The organism is Nonomuraea fastidiosa (genome assembly GCF_042751225.1).
Classification (GTDB): Bacteria; Actinomycetota; Actinomycetes; order Streptosporangiales; family Streptosporangiaceae; genus Nonomuraea; species Nonomuraea fastidiosa.
The window spans coordinates 7,905,591-7,921,796 of sequence record NZ_CP170570.1 but is presented as its reverse complement, the minus strand read 5'-3'; the positions used below and the strand labels follow the sequence as shown (position 1 = coordinate 7,921,796).

Below are 16,206 nucleotides of genomic sequence, written 5' to 3'. Positions count from 1 at the left end.
CACGCCGGCGGAACCCGGTCAGTCCTTGCGGCCGGCGCGCAGCCGCGCCGCCAGCGCGGCCGCCTGCGTGCGGCGCTGCATGTCGAGCTTGGACAGCAGGTTCGACACGTAGTTCTTCACGGTCTTCTCGGCGAGGAACATGCGCTCGCCGATCTGCCGATTGGTGAGCCCCTCGCCGATGAGGTCGAGGATGTGGCGCTCCTGCTCGGTCAGCGCGGCGAGCGGGTCTTTCTTGGCGGCCTGGTCGCGCAGCCGCTGCAGCATGGTGGCCGTCGTCTGCGGGTCGAGCAGCGACTGTCCCGACGCCACCGTACGGACCGCGCCCACCAGGTCGGAGCCGTGGATCTGCTTGAGCACGTAACCGGCGGCCCCGGCCATCACCGCGTCGAACAGCGCGTCGTCGTCGGCGAACGACGTCAGCATCAGGCACGCCAGCCCCGGCACCCGCGAGCGCACCTCGCGGCAGACGTCCACGCCGCTGCCGTCGGGCAGCCGGACGTCCAGGATCGCCACGTCGGGCCTGAGCGCGGGGATGCGCGCGATCGCGGACTCGGCCGTGCCCGCCTCGCCGACCACCTCGATGTCGTCCTCCGAGTCCAGCAGCGCCGCGACACCCCGGCGGACGACCTCGTGATCGTCGAGGAGGAACACACGAATCATGGAAGTGACGCTACCCAACCGGCGACCCGGGTCAAAGGACGAAGGTCCCGAGTCGGACCGGCGAAGGTCCCCCGCGGTCGCGACGTGGCCTCCGTGCCGGCGCGGGCGATCACCCCCACGGGCCGCCCGCTCACCTGCGCCGGCCTCCTACGCCGCCAGGACCTTGGTCTTGGCGCGCTCGTACTCCTCCGGCGTGAGGTCCCCGTGGTTCTTGAGATCGGCCAGCCGCGCGAGCTCATCGGCCTGGCCGGTGGCCGTCCGCCGTCCGGCGGCCTCGTAGTAGCGGGCCTCGCGTTCGATCGCCGCGGCGGCCTCGCGGCGGCCCATCCCCTTGCCGCGCACGATCAGGTAGAGGAGGACGCCCACCAGCGGCAGGACGATGACCAGAATCGACCAGCCCGCCTTGGCCCAGCCGTTCACGGTGTCGTCGCGGAAGAGGTCCACGATGACGCGGAAGACCAGCATCAGCCAGACGACCCAGAGGAAGAACCACATCATGGTGAGGAAGATGTTCAGCAGCGGATAGTCGTCCATGTCAGCCGTCCCTCCTATGGGGCCGAGCCCGACGGGAGCGGCCTGCCCCCGTCGTCATTGGGCCGCCGAGCCCCCGGCCCGGCGGTTGTACATCGTCAAGGCCCAGATGACCAGGACGTTCAGCACGATGATCAGCACGCTCCAGAGCGGGTAGTAGGGCAGGAACAGGAAGTTCGCCACGGCGCTCAGCACGGCGAGCACGATGCCCACGGCGCGCCCCCACGCCTGGGCGGCGAACACGGCCAGGCCGGCCAGGAAGATGAGGACGCCGATGGCGAGGTGGACCCAGCCCCACGCGGTCAGGTCCCATTTGAAGACATAGTCTCCGCGGAAGACGTACACGTCGTTCCGGAAGATGGCGGCGATTCCGGAGAGCGCGCCGAACAGCCCGCTCAGCACCATCATGCTTCCGGCGAAGTAGGCCAGTCCCACCACCCAGCCGGACGGGCGATGACCGGTTGTCGTTGAGGACATCTCGACTCCTCGTCCTCGGGCACGCGCGATGAACGCACGGACGCCGTCCAGCTACCCGCAGGCCGACCACCAAACCAGCAACGATTCCCGGATCGGCGAGGGTCCGTCGCCGATCACAACCGCGCGATCGCGGCCTCGAGGAACCGGTCGCGCCGGCGGGTGACGTGAGGGCTGTGGCCCTCGGTCGGCGTGTTGAGCGCGGCCACGGCGTCCCAGTACGGGACGTCCTCGGCCCGCGTGCCGGTGGCACGTTCCCAGCCCGCCAGCACATAGGCGGGCGCGTCGTCGTCGTACAGGATCGCGGCCTGCTTGCGCAGCTCGCCGAGATCCACGCCGGGATCGCCGACGCCGGCCGTCTTCCAGTCGATCAGCGCGCGCACCCCGCTGCCGGCGAGCACCGTGTTGCCGGGCCACACATCGCCGTGCACGAAGACGTTCGGCGTGGCCGGAAGCTTGATCGCCTGGACGCGTTCGTCGGCTTTCTGCAGCAGCGCCGTGGTCGGCATCCTGCCCTCCCGGCGATCCCGGGCGAAGTCGTCGACCGCGATGGGGCGCGGCCGGAACGGAAGATCCGGCTGCGGATCGAGGGCGACCGCGTGCACGCGGGCGAGCGCCGCGCCCGCCGCCAGGAGCAGCTCAGGGGAGACCGTCGCGGGCCATGCGCTGGTCCCGGATATGACGGTCTCCAAGGTCGCCGGTACCCCGGCCGCGCGGCCGTCGAGATCGGCCGCGAGCAGACGCGGAGCCGTCAGCCCGTGCTTCTCGGCGACGAGCAGCGCCGCCGCGTTCGTCGCTATGAGCTCCGGCCCGATGCGGCTGCTCGGCGCCCGCAGCACCACCGATGACGTCGCCCCGCCAGGGGCTGCCAGATCGACCCACCAGGGGCTCTCCCCGTCGTGCAGGGACCTTACCGCCCCGATCCGATCACCGAGCCGATCCTCGACCCACGCGCGCAGCGGCTCCGCCGGACCTGAGCCGCGCCTGTCATCCTTCCCCCACTGCACAAACGTGATCCGGATCCGGCCCGGTGTCAAGGCGCAGGGGGTTATGCCCCGCCCCAAACGGGCAGGTCGGCGACGTCGTCGTGCTTCCAGCTCAGCTCGTCGCGCACGGCCACGACGCCGTCGATGTTCTCGGCCAGGCGGACGGCGGTCATGGCCTGGCTGCGCTCCTCGTACATGCCGGTCAGGGTGACGACGGCGTCCCGCACGGCGACGCCCGCCTGGCCCTGCAGGGCCTCGCGTACCTCGCGCTCGATGTCCTCGTCGGGACGCAGGAACACCTTGATCAGGTCGCGGCGGCTGACGATGCCGGCCAGGCGGCCGTCCGCGTCCACGACGGGCAGCCGCTTGACGCCGTGCCGGTCCATCAGCCGGGCGGCCGACACCACGGGCGCGTCCGGGGTGGTGACGTGGGCGGGGCCGGTCATCAGCTCGCCCGCGGTCTCGCCCCGCGCCTTGCGCAGGCCGCTGCCCTCGCTGCCGGCCGCGTGGCGGATGCGGGCGCGCAGCGGCGGACGGTAGTCGTCGCCGTAGTAGCGCTGCTTGAACTCCTCCTTGGCCAGCAGGTCGGCCTCGGACACGACGCCGAGCACGCGGCCCTCGCCGTCCACCACGGGAACGCCGCTGACGCCCCGCTCGATGAGCAGCTCGGCGACCTTGTGGAAGGAGTCGGTCTCGCGGACGGCGGCCACGTCGGTGGTCATCACGTTCCCGACCAGAGCGGTCATGGCGACCTCCTGATGTGCTTGACCCGGACGATGCCGGGGACGGTGCGGGCGAGCACGTCGGCGATCTTGTCGGCGTGCTCGTGGGGCGGGCCGCTCAGCTCGGCGACGCCGTCGCGCACGGTGACGTCCCAGCCCGGCCCGAACGGATACTGCTCGCGCAGCGCGTCGACGACGTCCCGGCGCAGGTCGTCGTCGGAACGGGCCAGCATCGCCATGAGGTCGCGCCGGCTCACCATGCCGACGACCCGGCCGCCCTCGACCACGGGCAGGCTCTTGATCCGCTCGCCCACCATGAGGCCGATGGCGGCGGTGACGTCCGTCGCCGGCGTGACCGTGACCGGCCGCCGGGTCATCACCTCCAGGACGCGGCGGGGCGGCGGCTCACCGGCCGCCGGCACCGGACGCAGGGCGGCGCGGGGATCGGGCTCGAACTCCCCGCGCAGCAGGTCCAGCTCGCTGACCACGCCCACCAGGCGGCCGGACTCGTCCACGACCGGGGCGGCGGTGATGTCGTTGCCGTACAGGACGCGGATGGCCCGCCGCACCGGGTCGGCGCGGTGGACGGTGACGGCCGGGCTGGTCATGACCTCGCGTACGAGCATGACGGTCACCTGCCCACCCAGGCCGCGTCATCCTGCCTCCAGGACAGCTTGTCGACGACGTCGACCACGCCGTTGACCCGGGCGGCCATGCGCGCGGCGATCGCGGCCTCCGTCCGGCGCTCCATCCGGCCCGACAGTGTCACCACGCCCCGCTCCACCTCGACCCGGACGCCGTCGGTGTTCACCCACAGGGTCTTGTCGAGCACCTCGTCGCGGATCTCGCGGGCGATGTCCTCGTCCGGCCGCAGGAACACCTTCACCAGGTCGCGGCGGCTGACGATGCCGGCGAGACGGCCGTCGTAGTCGACGACCGCGAGCCGCTTGACGTCCCGCTCGTCCATCAGCCGGGCGGCTTCCACCGTGGTCGAGGCCGGGGTGATGGTGACGGCGGGGCTGGTCATCAGCTCGGCCGCGGTGTCGCCCTCGGCCTTCCGCCTGCCCTTGTGGTGGCGCAGCCGGGCGCGCAGCGGCGGCCGGTAGCCCTCGCGGTAGAACTGCTCCCGGAACTCCTCCTTGCGCAGCAGGTCGGCCTCCGACACCATGCCGAGCACGCGCCGGTCGTCGCCGACGACCGGCACCGCGCTCACGCCGGCCTGGATGAGCGTCTCGGCGACCTCCTTGAACGGCGTGTCGGCGGACACCGCGACGACCTTCTCCGTCATCACGTCCGCCACGGTCATGCGCATGTCGTCCTCCCTCGTCGGCCCACCTCCATCACACGCCGTACGGGCTGCGCCGCGCAGAGCCGAAGGTCCCGACCCGGCCGGACGATGGTCAGCCGTGTGCGTGATGTGCGCGGGCGACGTGACCCGGACCTTCTCAGCGCCGTCCGCTCGCGGCGGATCTCCACCCCAGGGTGGAGATCGCGCGATCGCCACCGCGTACGGCTCGTAAGGCCTGGTGGCGGTCAGGCGTCCCAGGTGACGGGGAGGCTCTTGACGCCGCGGATGTCCGAGGTCTCCGGGCGCAGCGGGACCTCGTTCTCCGGTACGGCCAGGCGCAGCGTGGGGAAGCGGGCGAGCAGCGCGGGGAGCGCGACACGCATCTCGACGCGGGCGAGCTGCTGGCCGAGGCACTGGTGGACGCCGTGGCTGAAGGCCAGGTGGCCGCCGTCCCGCCGGTGCAGGTCGAGCCTATGGGGGTCGGGGAAGCGTTCGGGGTCGCGGTTGGCGGTGGCGAGCGACAGGATGACGGTGGTGCCGGCCGGGACGGTGTGGCCCGCGATCTCCACATCCTCCAGCGCGACCCGGTAGAACTGCTTGGCCACGGACAGGTACCGCAGCAGCTCCTCCACCGCCTGGTCGATGAGGGCGGGGTCGGCGCGCAGGGCGGCGAGCTGGTCCGGGTTGCGCAGCAGCGCGAACGTGCCGAGCGACAGCATGTTGGCGGTGGTGTCGAAACCGGCCGACAGCAGGATCAGGGCCATGCCCTGCAGCTCCTCGTCGGTCAGGTCGGTGTCGAGCAGGTCGCTGAGCACGTCGTCGGTGGGGTGGGCGCGCTTGGCGGCGACCAGTTCGGCGAGGTACTGCCGGGTCGCGACGTACGCGGCGATCAGCTTCTCGTCACTCGCCTCGCCGCCGAGGAAGATGTCGATGTTCTCCTGGAAGCGGTCCCGGTCGGCGTAGGGCACGCCCAGTAGCTCGCAGATGACCATGGCCGGGACGGGCTTGGCGAACGCGGTCACCAGGTCGGCCGGCGGGCCCGCCTGTTCCATGGCGTTCAGGTGTTCGGCGGTGATCTGCTCCACGCGTTCGGTGAGCAGCCGCATCCTGCGTACGGTGAACTTGCCGGCCAGGGGCTTGCGGTAGCGGCCGTGCTGCGGCTCGTCCATGAGCAGGAACTCGCCGGGCGGTGCCGGAGGGACCTCGATGTCGCCGTAGTCGACGGTCGGGTGGTGGCGCATGAGCTCCTTGCGGGAGCTGAAGCGGGGGTCGGCGAGGATCGCGCGGGCCAGGTCGAAGCCGGTGACGACCAGGCCCTCGTGGCCGTCGGCGAAGGTGAGCCGGCTGACCGGGCCATGCGTGCGGGCCGCGATCAGTCCGGCGGGCGGGTCGAACGGGCAGCCCGGCGGGGGCTCGGCGGGCATGGTGGTGAGGACGTGCGGGGATGCGGTCACGGTCATCCTTAGGGGAATCGGGGGCGTGGCTACTTGGTGTTGCTAAGTACTGGTAGAAAGTAACACTGACTACCGGTACCTAGCAATGCTGAATAGTCCAATCGATCCCGGACGCGCCTGCCAGATCGCTTTATGCCCGTAATATCGAGTCATGACTCAGGGGCACCCGGAACCCGTCCGCCGCGACCAGTGGCGCGTCTCGCACGACGAGCGCGAAGCGGTGGTGGAACGGCTGAACAACGCCGCCGCCGAGGGCCGGCTCGACCTCGACGAACTGGACGTGCGCCTGAGCAAGGCGTTGACCGCCAAGACGTACGCCGACCTCGACGCCCTCACCGCCGACCTGCCGCCGGACGTACCGGTGAACCAGGAGCCGCTGGTCCTCAGCGGCGGCATGCACGGCGAGACGCGTACCGGCCGCTGGGACGTGCCGCCCCGCATCATCGCGTACGGCGGCATGGGCTCCGTCAAGCTCGACTTCACCCAGGTCGAGAGCCGCCTGCCCGAGATCGCCATCGAGGCGCACGGCGAAATGGGCGGCGTCACGATCGTCATCCCCGACGACTGGGGCACGGAGACGTCCGGCATGAGCTCCGGGCTCGGCGGCTTCCGCGACAAGACCACCCCCGAACGGCAGCCCAGGACGCCGCTCGTCCGCCTGTCCGGCAACGGCGGCGCCGGGGGAGTGGTCGTCCGCCATCCCAACAGCTGGGAACGCCGCAAGCTGCGCCGCCTCCAAGAACGGCGCTGACGTCCCTCAGTGCTGCTCGGCGGGTGCCGGACGGCTGCTCTGGTGGGCCAGGAGGCGCAGCGCGTCGGCGGAGCCCGGGTCGTTCGGCGTATAGACCTCGAGCCGGTGGTCGGGGCTGTCGGGCTGGAGCCAGACCTGGTATGTGACGTTGGCGGCACCGACGGTGGGATGCCGCAGGTCAAGGGTGCCGACGGTGCAGTCGGCGACCTCCCCGATCGCCCACATCGTGGCGAACTCGGAGCTGCGCATGGTCAGCTCGCCGATCAGCCGCGCCAGGCGGGCGTCCGTGGGGAAGCGCCCGGCGGTGAGCCGGAGGTAGGCGACGTGGATGCGGGCCAGCTCGTCCCAGTTGCGGTGCAGGTCGCGGGTGAACGGGTCGAGGAAGAACATCCGCGGCATCGACGGGCGGCGCGCCGGATCCCGCGGGGCGTCGTACGGGACGTGCTCGGCCATGAGCGCGTGCCCGGTGCGGTTCCAGGCGAGCACGTCGCCCCGGCGGCCCAGGACGATCGCCGGCATCGCCTCGCCCAGCGACTCCAGCAGCGCGATGACCCTCGGGTGCGGCTGCTCCTCGGGAGGCTCTGACAGGCCGGAGGCGGAGGGCTGCCTGGCGAGGTTGTGGAGGTGCACGGTCTCGATCGGATCGAGCTGTAGCACCCGCGCGATGGCGTCGAGCACCTGCTTGGACGCGGTCTCCGCCAGGCCCTGCTCCAGGCGGGTGTAGTAGCCGACGCTCACGCCCGCGAGCTGCGCCAGCTCTTCGCGCCGCAGGCCCGGCACGCGGCGCGTGGTGCCGTAGGTGCGCAGCCCGGCCATGGCCGGTGTCACCTGGTCGCGCCGCCGCTTGAGGAACGTTCCGAGACTCTCCACACCAGCGATCGTAGGCGGAGGAATCGCCCTCGTGGGTGTACCTGTCAGGTGCACCCACAGCAGGGAGATGGCTGTGCGGGCCGCTCCCGGCGGACAGTGCGGGCCATGACCACACAGCATGTGCACTCGTCACCGGGGCTGCGGGCCTGGCTCGGCCTCACGGTGATCCTCGGACCCGTCCTGCTGGTCTCCATGGACGGATCCATCCTCTTCCTGGCGATGCCCCGGATCAGCCAGGACCTGACGCCGACCGCCGGCCAGGCCCTGTGGATCCTCGACGTCTACGGCTTCGCCGTCGGCTCCCTGCTGATCGCGTTCGGCAACCTCGGCGACCGGTATGGCCGGCTCAAACTCCTCATGATCGGCACCACGGTCTTCGGCATCGGCTCGGCGGCGGCCGCCTTCGCGCCGAGCGCCGAACTGCTGATCGTGGCCCGCGCGCTGATGGGCGTGGCGGGCGCGACCCTGCTGCCGTCGGCCCTGGCGGTGCTGAGCGAGTTGTTCACCGACCCGCGGCGGCGGGCACAGGCCATCGGCATCTTCGCCGCGGCGTTCGCGGCCGGGTTCGCCATCGGGCCGATCGCGGGCGGCGTGCTGCTGGAGCGGTTCTGGTGGGGCTCGGTGTTCCTGATCAACCTGCCCGTCACCGCCCTGTTCCTGATCTTCGCGCCCGCCCTGCTGCGCGAGGTGCGCGCGACGAGTCCGGGCCGGATCGACGTGCCGAGCGTCGTGACCTCCGCGGTCGGGCTGCTACTTGTGATCTACGCTGTAAAGCGCGTGGCCGCTGACGGCCCGTCCGGCGGCGCGGCCGTCGCCGGTGTCGCGGGGCTGGTACTGCTGGCGTGGTTCGCCCGCAGGCAACGGCACCTCGCGCATCCCCTGATGGACTTCTCGCTCTTCCGCGACCGCGTCTTCACGCTGGCGATCGTCACCGGTCTGGTGCCGCTGGCGGCCTGGTCGGCGAGCGCGTACCTGGCGGGCGTCTACCTCCAGTCCGTCCTCGGCCTGCCGGTGCTGAACGCGGCGCTGCTCGCCGTCCCCGGCGCCGCCGTGCTCACCGTGACCTGCGTCGTCACGCCCCACGTCGTCGATCGCATCGGCAAGCGGGCCGCACTCGTCGCCTGCCACTTCTCCATCGCGGCCGGCCTGCTGCTCCTGCTGCCCACCGCCATCACGGGAGGGATCGGCTGGTACGTCGCCTCCACGGTCGTCGCCGGCGTCGGCTACGGCATCTGCTTCAGCGTCGTCGCCGACACCGCCGTGGACGCCGTTCCCGTCGAGCGGGCCGGCTCGGCGGGGGCGATCGCGGAGACCAGCAACGAGATCGGCAACGCGCTCGGCATCGCGCTCCTCGGCTCGCTCGCCGCCCTCGTCTTCCGCCTGCAGGGGCCGGACCTCGCCCCCACCCTCGACGAGACCCTGCAGCTTCCGGACCTCACGCCGGTGCTCGCCGCCGAGGCCAAGACGGCGTTCGTCACCGGCCTGCACGCGGCCGCCGCCGCGGCCGCCGTCCTGCACGTCGTGCTCGGAGCCCTGGCCCTGCGCTGGCTCAGGAACGGCGGCTCACGTGCACACCGTCAGCAGGAGAACCCGAACCCGCCGGCTCAGTAGCCGTCGTGCGTCCGGCCGCCTGCTACGGGGTCGAGTCGCCGGTGTCTCCTGGACGGGCGTCGTCCTCGTCGGAGGCCGGTTCCTCATCGAGCGGCTCGTCTCCGGGGACATCGTCGGCCGGCTCGGGTGGCGTGGGCTCGAAGAGGGAGCCCGGCGGCTCGGGCGGGTCGGAGGGCGCGAAGGGCGGCGTCCAGGCGGCGGTCGCCTCAGGGTCGGCGTCGGGGTCCTGCGCGGATGCGTCAGCCTCGGGGCGCTGCTGTTCCGCGTCGGGCTTGGCGCCATCCCGCTCTTCGAGCTCGATCATGTTCTCGAGGGCCTCGATGAGCTGCCGCGTGAACGGGTTGTCCTCCTGAACGGGCGGCCTGACGGGCAGCGGGTTCGGGCTCGGGGCCGGAGCCGGAGCCGGGGGAACGAGGTCGACGGGCTCCGCGTGGTCCACGGCGGCGAGGCGGGCCCGGCGGGACCTGGCCACGAGCACCGCGAACACGGTCAGCAGGGCCGCCACGAGCAGCAGGGCCGAGGTGACCATCGCCGTGGTGGAGAAGTCCCGCTGCTGGCTGGACGCCGCGGTGTTGATGTGCGTCGGTGCGGCGGTGGTGGCCGTGGTGCCGGCGCCCGACGGCGTGGTGGCGGCGGCCTCCTCCTCGTCGGCGGCGTCATCCGGCGCGGCTGAGGTCACCGTCGACTTCGAGGACGAGTTCGCGGTGTCCTCCTCCTCCGCTGCTGCTGAAGTGCTGGCGGACGCTTCCGCTTCGTCGCTGGAGGAAGCGGCCTCTGACGGCTCCGACGTCGTCGCGGTCTCCTCGGGGGCTGGGGACTCGGTCTCAGCGGGTGCCTGCGACTCCGCGGGCGGCGGCTCTGACGCTGTGGCGGTCTCCGTGGGGGATGGCGATGCGGATGCCGTGGCGGTTTCCGTGGGCGAGGGCGATGCGGATGTCGTTGGGGTGGCCGAGGGAGACTCGGTGGGGGCGGGCGACTCCGACACGGTGGGGGTCGGGGTGGCCGACGGCGTCTCGGTGGACGTCGGTGTGTCGGAGGTAGGGGTGGCGGTGGGTTCGCCCGATGTCGCGGTGGGGGTGGCGGTGGGTTCGCCTGGCGTCGCGGTGGGCGTGGCCGTCGGGGGGTGGGATGGCGACGCGGTCTCGTGCGGCGGCGTGGTCTCCTGCGGCGGTGCCGTTTCGTGCGGGGGAGCGGTCTCGTGCGGGGGAGCGGTCTCGTGCGGCGGTGCCGTTTCGTGCGGAGGAGCGCTGTGGTGGGGCGGGGTGCCGTCGTGCGTGGGCGCGTCCTGAGCGCGGGTCGGCTCCGGCGCGGGACGGGTTTCCACAGGTGACGGGCCGCCATCGTCGTGGCGGGAGCCGCCGTCATGAGATCCGTGCCGGTCCGGGCCGCCTTGGCCGATGCCGTCCCGGCCGACACCGTCTCGGCCGACACCGTCCCGGCCGATGCCGCCGTGGCCGAAGCCGTCCCGGTCCGGGCCGGACGGGAACGACGGCTCGTTCCGGAAACCGTGGCCGAACTCCTGAGAGTCCCGGCCCTTCCCGTGAGAGCCCTGATACCTCCCTTGACCGTCCTGGGAGCCGTCCATGCCGGTACGCGGCCCGTCATGCGGGTCGCCCGGTGAGCCCGCGTGGCCATCGGGGGCCTGCCGAGCGGTGATCTCCGCGTCGTTCTGAGAGGACTTCTGGATGTCTGGCGTCATGGCAGTGGGGGACCTCCCGGGATCATTCCGGACGAAACCATTCAGACCATGATGAAGAGGATCATGAACGGCTTAAGGGGATAAACCGGAAGCCTGTGGGTGGAGCGAGCGTACATGAAGTTCTTGCAGGTCACACGCTCGGGAAGACGCGATCGACGGCGCTGCGGAGAGAGAAGCCCAAGCCGGAGAGGCACTGCCGCTGCTCAGGCCGACCCGAATGACGGAGAAAGATCTACCAAAGCCCCGCTGGTACGACGGCCGGCGCGACCCCGTGGGCCTCGGCTTCCCACGCATCCGGCCATGCATCCCACGACTCCGGCAAACCCCTTCACGGCCGCGAGCCGCGCTCATAGCCTCCCCGGCATGAGCGCCCCAACGTCGACAGCCGACCGCCGGCACCTCGTCCTCCGCCGCTGGCCCGCCGCGCTGGGAGTGGCGGTCGCGATCCTCTCCCTGGCGACCGGCGGCGACCGCGAAAGCCTGGCCATCACGCTGTCCGCCGCCGTCGGGTGCTACCTCGCCGCAGCGGCGCTGGGCAGGCCGTGGACCGTGTGGCCGGCCGTCCTCGGCGCGAGCCTGGTCGTCGTCATCGGCGAGCTGATCGGGATCGCCTGGTGGGCCGGCCTCGGCGGTACGTCCGCCGTCCTCGTCATCGTCGGCCTCGCCCTGCGGGCGCCGCGATCGGCGCTGCTCGCCCAGGCCCTCGCCGTGGCCGGGTTCGGCTGCGCCGTCGCGATCTCCGTTCTCGTCACACCTCGGGTGGGCTTGGTCGTGGCCGGGCTCGCGCTCGCGAGCCACGCGGTCTGGGACGCGATCCACCTTCGCCGCAGGCTGGTCGTCGCCCCGTCGCTGGCCGAAGCCTGCATGTTCCTGGACGTGCCCCTGGGCCTCGGAGCCATCGTCCTCGCGTTCGCGGGCTGAGCCGGGGACCGGTCAGGGCGCGTTCCGCCGGCCGGCGAGCCGGAAGCGGTGCCGGTAGGCGGACGGCGAGACGCCGAGAACGCGCAGGAACGCCCGCCGCATCGTCTCATCCGAGCCGAACCCGCAGGCCCGCGCGACGGCGGGCACCGGGTCGTCGCCGGACTCCAGGAGTGCCTGTGCGGCCTCGACCCGGACGCGTTCGACGAACTGGCCGCACGTCATCGCGAGCTCGCGCCGGAAGAGCCGGCTCAGCTGGCGCTCGCTCACCGCGAGCTTGGCCGCCATCGTCGGGAGGCGGTGGTCACCGGCCGGATCAGCGGCCACGAGGTCCAGCGCGCGGCGCAGGGTCGCGCTGCGCGGACCGGCCATGGCGTCGCGGGCGCGGAACTGCGACTGGCCGCCGGGCCGCTGCAGGAACACGACCAGGTACTTCGCGACCGCGCGCGCCCGGTCCTCGCCCCGGTCCTCGCCGACGAGCGCGAGCGCGACGTCGATCCCGGCGGTCACCCCGGCGGACGTGACGATCGGGCCGTCCCGTACGTAGATGGCGTCGGGTTCCACGCGTACCTGGGGAAACGCCTCCGCCAGCGCCGCGCAGGCCAGCCAGTGGGTCGTGGCCCGCCGCCCGTCGAGCAGCCCCGCCCGCGCGAGGACGAACGCTCCTGTGCACACGGAGACCACCCGCCGCGCGCGGGCCGCCACCCGTCGTACGGCGTCCACCAGCTCGGGCGGCACGCGGGCGAACTCGTCCCGGGGGTATCCCGGCACGACCAGGGTGTCCACGTCGCCGTCCAGCGCGCCGAGCGCGAGGTCGACGCTGAGCGAGATGCCGACGTCGGTGCGGACGGGCCGTCCGTCCACCGAGGCCAGCCGCACCCGGTAGCCCCCGGCGCTGCCGAACACCTGGACGGGCCCGGCGACATCGAGCAGCAGCACGCCGTCCGACACGGCGAAGACGACATCGCTCATGGGGGAGGCCGTCAGCCGATGGAGCCGCTGAGCTCGCTGCTGCCGCCGCCGCCCGAACCGGCGCTCGAACTCATCGAGGTCGCGCGGCCGTCGACATAGGCAACCGCTGTCATGGAGCCGTCGGTCAGACGCTTGACGGTCAGGCGCCAGGTGTCCTTGCCGGGCGCGTCGAGCGTGATGTCCTTGCGCCAGGGGAGCGTCACCTGGGGTTCGGTCGTGGACTTGCCGTTGATCACGTATGTGAGAGAGTACGTTCCTTCGCCTTGGAGGTCGAGGGTGAGCGTGTGAGGCTCGTCGCCGGCGCACGCGGCCGCCAGCAGGAGGGTGGCGGCCGGGATCAGCGGGCGCGCCCGTCTACCTAAGGTGGTCACGCGATCACTCAACCATGAGGATCGCCCGGCCGCCAGCGGAAATCGGCCGCCAAGACAGAACGGTCGATCCACTAGGATGGCAGCATGCGTACCGACACCGAAGGCCGGCCGTCCGAAGCGCGGTCCCGGCTCCTCGAAACGGCCACCCGGCTCTTCTACGGGGAGGGCATCCACGCCGTCGGCATCGATCGCATCGTCAACGAGGCGCAGGTCACCCGTGCCACCCTCTACCGGCACTTCCCCGGCAAGGAGGAGCTGGTCCTCGCCTACCTGAGCGGGGTCGACAAGGCCATGCGGGCCCCGGCCGAGGAGGCCCAGGCGGCCGGGCTGCCGCCCGCCGAGGCGATCCTTGCCATCAGCCGTTCCATCGCCGAGGGCATCCAGTCGCAGGGCTTCCGCGGCTGCGCTTTCCTCAACGCCGCCGCCGAATATCCCGACCCCGAGTCGCCGGTGCGCAAGGCCGTGATCGCCCACCGCCAGTGGTTCCTCGACACGATCACGGACCTGCTCGCTCAGATCCGCCACGACGGTGCCGAGCCCGCCGCGCGCCACTACGTGATGCTGCGCGACGGCGCGATGGCGGCCGGCTGCCTGTTCGACCCCGAGCTGGTCAGCGAGACGTTCCTGCACGGGGTCGAACGGCTGCTGGAGGTCTACACCGCCACCGGCGACGCCGCCGCGGCGGGCGGCTGACGCGACGCCCTCCCGCTCATCGGGCCGGTCTCATGGCTCCGGCCACTCGGTGTCGTCCGGCTCCCAGATGGGACGCAGCGGACGGGTGTCGACCTCACCGTCCGGCCTGCCCGGCGCCGCGTTCGCCAGCCGTGTGATCGCCACGACGCGCCCGTCACGGCTCTGCGCACCGGTGGCCTGGACGCCCGGCAGGAACGAGCCGGGCGGCGTCCCGGGAACCGGCGTGGGAGACAGCAGCGCCACCACCTGCGGGCCCGGCGACGGCTCGGGCCGCGAGCGTTCTTCCGGCAAGGTCTCGCCGGCATCGGCGGTGTTGAGAGCGGCGTTGAGAACGGAAGCGTTCATCAGACACCTCCTCGTCACCCCGTACGTGCTCCAACCGGAGGATGCTGCCTGACACGTCCCATTGTAGGAAGCCCGGTTGCGTCAAGCCGGATCTCACTGTTGAGTACGGGTGCACCGGGAGCCGAGGCGAGGGAGCCGCCGATGTACCCCGACCCGACGATGGCACGCATCGGCGAGGGTGTGGAGCTGCACCACCAGCGCGGGCAGCGGGAGGCCGCCCGCGAGCTGTTCGCCCGCATCTGGGATGACATCGGCGGCGAGCGGGGCGACCCGCTGCACGTGTGCGTGCTCGCCCACTCCATGGCCGACGTGCAGGACGATGTACGCGAAGAGCTGACCTGGGACCTGCGGGCGCTGGCGGCGGCCGATCGGATCACCGATGAGCGGGTGGCCGAGGCGGGCGTGCCGCTCTCGGTGGCGGGCCTGTATCCGTCGCTGCACCTCAACCTGGCCGAGTGCTACCGCAAGCTGGGCGATCTCGGCAGTGCCCGCGAGCACCTGCGGCGGGCGCGGGAGGAGATCGGCGTACTCGCCGACGACGACTATGGCCGTCTCATCAGGGGCGGTCTGGAACGGCTCGCCGAGCAGCTGGGCGAGGCCCCTTAAGACCTGACGTTTCCGGATGAATGCCCGCCCGTCCGGGTACGAGTAGTCGGCATCGGGTGAAACGTCTGGGAGGTCGACCGTGAACAGGCCGGCGCACTGGTTCTCCGATGCGCTGTTCCCGCATGGCACGAACAAGCACGGCCCCCTGCCGGCGCTGCTCGTCATGCTGATGGTCTCCTCCGGCCTCGTCGACGCCGTCACCTTCCTCGGCCTGAACCACGTCTTCGTCGCCAACATGACCGGCAACGTCGTCTTCTCCGGCTTCGCGATCTCCGGCTCGCCCCGGCACCAGCTCTGGGCGCACCTGCTGGCCCTGGCGGCCTTCGCCGCCGGGGCGTGGAGCGAGGGCCGCGTGGCCAGAAAGATCGCAGAACCCCGGCGCCGGTTGTTCCACCTCACGGCCACGCACGCGATCCTGGTGGCGGCGGCGCTGGCCGTGGTCCTGCTGACAGGTGAGCGGGGCCCCGGCCCGCAGGCGGCGCTGATCGTGCTGCTCGGCTACGGCATGGGCATGCAGAACGCCGTCGCGCTCCGCATGGCGGTGCCCGACCTGGTCAACATCACGGTCGTCACGAGCATCGTCACCCGGCTGGTGTCGGAGAAGGCCGAGCACGCGTGGCGGCGCCGGGCGTGCGCGGTCGCCGCCCTGTTCGCCGGCGCGCTCGTGGGCACCGGGCTCTACCTGGCCGCCGGCATGGCCGCGCCGCTGGCGGCGGACTTCGTCCTGCTCGCCCTCATCGCGTACGTGGCCCGCGACCTCATGCCGCGCCCGGTGCAGCGGTAGCGGCTTCAGGCGGGTTCTTCCAGCTTGCGGGCGATGGCCTCCAGCGCGGCCAGGTCCTCGCGGGAGAGCCGGTCGATCACGTGGCGGCGCACCGACTCCAGGTGGGCGGGGGCGGCGTCCTCGAGCGTGCGCAGGCCGTGCTCGGTGAGCACGAGAAAGCAGCCGCGGCCGTCGTCGGGATCGGGCTCGCGGCGTACCAGGCCGCGCTCCTCCATGCGGGTGGCGTGCCGTGAGAGGCGGCTGCGCGACCAGCCCATCTTGGCGGCCTGATCGCGCAGCGTCGCGGAGTGGCCCGGCCGTTCCGACAGTGTGCTGAGCACCTCGTAGTCGGGGTCGGACAGGCCGATCGCGGCCAGGTCCGCCGCGGTGCGTGACTGGATCGCGATCATCATGCGGCGCAGGGCGCGCCAGGCGCGCTCCTCGTCGGTGTCGAGCCAGCGCACCGTCTCGCCGGACCGTTTCGTTGACATG

General features: G+C 72.0%; 21 protein-coding genes. 7 read left to right on the top strand and 14 right to left on the bottom strand.

The window, feature by feature from the left end; genetic code table 11:
• Positions 1 to 18: 18 nt before the first annotated feature.
• The 8 genes from ACFMQL_RS36535 to ACFMQL_RS36500 all read right to left on the bottom strand — a co-directional run bounded on the left by ACFMQL_RS36535 (position 19) and on the right by ACFMQL_RS36500 (position 6,121).
• A complete protein-coding gene (locus ACFMQL_RS36535; RefSeq protein WP_378789360.1) occupies positions 19 to 660 on the bottom strand; it encodes a response regulator in 642 nt (213 codons plus the stop codon).
• 147 nt (positions 661 to 807) lie between these two features.
• Positions 808 to 1,194: an SHOCT domain-containing protein gene (locus tag ACFMQL_RS36530; protein WP_364070668.1), complete on the bottom strand. Its 387-nt coding sequence runs from the start codon at positions 1,192 to 1,194 to the stop codon at positions 808 to 810.
• A 54-nt stretch (positions 1,195 to 1,248) separates the two neighbouring features.
• Complete coding sequence (locus tag ACFMQL_RS36525) at positions 1,249 to 1,668, bottom strand: hypothetical protein (protein ID WP_364070671.1); 420 nt, start codon at positions 1,666 to 1,668, stop codon at positions 1,249 to 1,251.
• Between the two features lie 113 nt (positions 1,669 to 1,781).
• Positions 1,782 to 2,672: a phosphotransferase gene (locus ACFMQL_RS36520; protein ID WP_364070674.1), complete on the bottom strand. Its 891-nt coding sequence runs from the start codon at positions 2,670 to 2,672 to the stop codon at positions 1,782 to 1,784.
• A gap of 41 nt (positions 2,673 to 2,713) precedes the next feature.
• On the bottom strand, positions 2,714 to 3,397 hold the full coding sequence (locus tag ACFMQL_RS36515; protein ID WP_364070676.1) for a CBS domain-containing protein: 684 nt from the start codon (positions 3,395 to 3,397) through the stop codon (positions 2,714 to 2,716).
• Positions 3,394 to 3,999 carry a CBS domain-containing protein gene (locus tag ACFMQL_RS36510; RefSeq protein WP_364070794.1) on the bottom strand — a complete coding sequence of 202 codons (606 nt, stop codon included), beginning with the start codon at positions 3,997 to 3,999 and terminating at the stop codon, positions 3,394 to 3,396. The genes ACFMQL_RS36515 and ACFMQL_RS36510 overlap by 4 nt, the downstream gene beginning before the upstream one ends.
• Positions 4,000 to 4,004: 5 nt before the next feature.
• Positions 4,005 to 4,685 carry a CBS domain-containing protein gene (locus ACFMQL_RS36505; protein WP_378789358.1) on the bottom strand — a complete coding sequence of 227 codons (681 nt, stop codon included), beginning with the start codon at positions 4,683 to 4,685 and terminating at the stop codon, positions 4,005 to 4,007.
• Positions 4,686 to 4,906: 221 nt separating this feature from the next.
• Positions 4,907 to 6,121, bottom strand: coding sequence for a cytochrome P450 (locus ACFMQL_RS36500; protein WP_378789356.1), 1,215 nt, complete (start codon positions 6,119 to 6,121; stop codon positions 4,907 to 4,909).
• 145 nt (positions 6,122 to 6,266) lie between these two features.
• Here ACFMQL_RS36500 and ACFMQL_RS36495 point away from each other — a divergent pair, with 145 nt between their 5' ends.
• Positions 6,267 to 6,866, top strand: coding sequence for a DUF1707 domain-containing protein (locus ACFMQL_RS36495; RefSeq protein WP_378789354.1), 600 nt, complete (start codon positions 6,267 to 6,269; stop codon positions 6,864 to 6,866).
• Positions 6,867 to 6,872: 6 nt separating this feature from the next.
• On the opposite strand, the gene ACFMQL_RS36490 is transcribed toward ACFMQL_RS36495, so the two are convergent.
• Entirely contained in the window at positions 6,873 to 7,736 is an 864-nt protein-coding gene (locus ACFMQL_RS36490; RefSeq protein ID WP_364070686.1) for a helix-turn-helix transcriptional regulator, read from the bottom strand.
• Positions 7,737 to 7,841: 105 nt separating this feature from the next.
• Between ACFMQL_RS36490 and ACFMQL_RS36485 the strand changes: the two genes are divergently transcribed.
• Complete coding sequence (locus ACFMQL_RS36485; protein ID WP_378789352.1) at positions 7,842 to 9,347, top strand: MFS transporter; 1,506 nt, start codon at positions 7,842 to 7,844, stop codon at positions 9,345 to 9,347.
• Between the two features lie 22 nt (positions 9,348 to 9,369).
• Here the strand turns inward: ACFMQL_RS36485 and ACFMQL_RS36480 are convergent, their stop codons facing one another.
• Positions 9,370 to 9,876: a hypothetical protein gene (locus tag ACFMQL_RS36480; protein ID WP_364070690.1), complete on the bottom strand. Its 507-nt coding sequence runs from the start codon at positions 9,874 to 9,876 to the stop codon at positions 9,370 to 9,372.
• Between ACFMQL_RS36480 and ACFMQL_RS36475 the strand changes: the two genes are divergently transcribed.
• Both ACFMQL_RS36475 and ACFMQL_RS36470 read left to right on the top strand, forming a co-directional pair.
• Positions 9,869 to 10,636, top strand: a complete 768-nt coding sequence (locus ACFMQL_RS36475) for a hypothetical protein (RefSeq protein WP_378789351.1) — start codon at positions 9,869 to 9,871, stop codon at positions 10,634 to 10,636. The genes ACFMQL_RS36480 and ACFMQL_RS36475 overlap by 8 nt on opposite strands.
• Before the next feature lie 773 nt (positions 10,637 to 11,409).
• A complete protein-coding gene (locus tag ACFMQL_RS36470) occupies positions 11,410 to 11,967 on the top strand; it encodes a hypothetical protein (RefSeq protein ID WP_378789349.1) in 558 nt (185 codons plus the stop codon).
• Positions 11,968 to 11,979: 12 nt separating this feature from the next.
• Here the strand turns inward: ACFMQL_RS36470 and ACFMQL_RS36465 are convergent, their stop codons facing one another.
• Both ACFMQL_RS36465 and ACFMQL_RS36460 read right to left on the bottom strand, forming a co-directional pair.
• Positions 11,980 to 12,936: a GlxA family transcriptional regulator gene (locus ACFMQL_RS36465; RefSeq protein WP_378789347.1), complete on the bottom strand. Its 957-nt coding sequence runs from the start codon at positions 12,934 to 12,936 to the stop codon at positions 11,980 to 11,982.
• Positions 12,937 to 12,947: 11 nt separating this feature from the next.
• Positions 12,948 to 13,307, bottom strand: a complete 360-nt coding sequence (locus ACFMQL_RS36460; protein ID WP_378789345.1) for a hypothetical protein — start codon at positions 13,305 to 13,307, stop codon at positions 12,948 to 12,950.
• Between the two features lie 84 nt (positions 13,308 to 13,391).
• On the opposite strand from ACFMQL_RS36460, the gene ACFMQL_RS36455 reads away from it, so the two are divergent.
• The gene (locus ACFMQL_RS36455; protein WP_364070703.1) at positions 13,392 to 14,000 is read left to right on the top strand and encodes a helix-turn-helix domain-containing protein; all 609 of its coding nucleotides are present in this window, start codon (positions 13,392 to 13,394) and stop codon (positions 13,998 to 14,000) included.
• A 30-nt stretch (positions 14,001 to 14,030) separates the two neighbouring features.
• On the opposite strand, the gene ACFMQL_RS36450 is transcribed toward ACFMQL_RS36455, so the two are convergent.
• Positions 14,031 to 14,345, bottom strand: coding sequence for a hypothetical protein (locus tag ACFMQL_RS36450; protein ID WP_364070705.1), 315 nt, complete (start codon positions 14,343 to 14,345; stop codon positions 14,031 to 14,033).
• A gap of 141 nt (positions 14,346 to 14,486) precedes the next feature.
• Between ACFMQL_RS36450 and ACFMQL_RS36445 the strand changes: the two genes are divergently transcribed.
• Together ACFMQL_RS36445 and ACFMQL_RS36440 are read left to right on the top strand one after the other, a co-directional pair.
• Positions 14,487 to 14,951 (top strand): hypothetical protein, encoded by a 465-nt coding sequence (locus ACFMQL_RS36445; protein ID WP_364070707.1) that lies wholly within the window; start codon positions 14,487 to 14,489, stop codon positions 14,949 to 14,951.
• A 79-nt stretch (positions 14,952 to 15,030) separates the two neighbouring features.
• Positions 15,031 to 15,735 carry a YoaK family protein gene (locus ACFMQL_RS36440; protein WP_364070710.1) on the top strand — a complete coding sequence of 235 codons (705 nt, stop codon included), beginning with the start codon at positions 15,031 to 15,033 and terminating at the stop codon, positions 15,733 to 15,735.
• Positions 15,736 to 15,740: 5 nt separating this feature from the next.
• On the opposite strand, the gene ACFMQL_RS36435 is transcribed toward ACFMQL_RS36440, so the two are convergent.
• Positions 15,741 to 16,205, bottom strand: a complete 465-nt coding sequence (locus ACFMQL_RS36435; protein WP_364070712.1) for a MarR family transcriptional regulator — start codon at positions 16,203 to 16,205, stop codon at positions 15,741 to 15,743.
• Position 16,206: the final 1 nt, after the last annotated feature.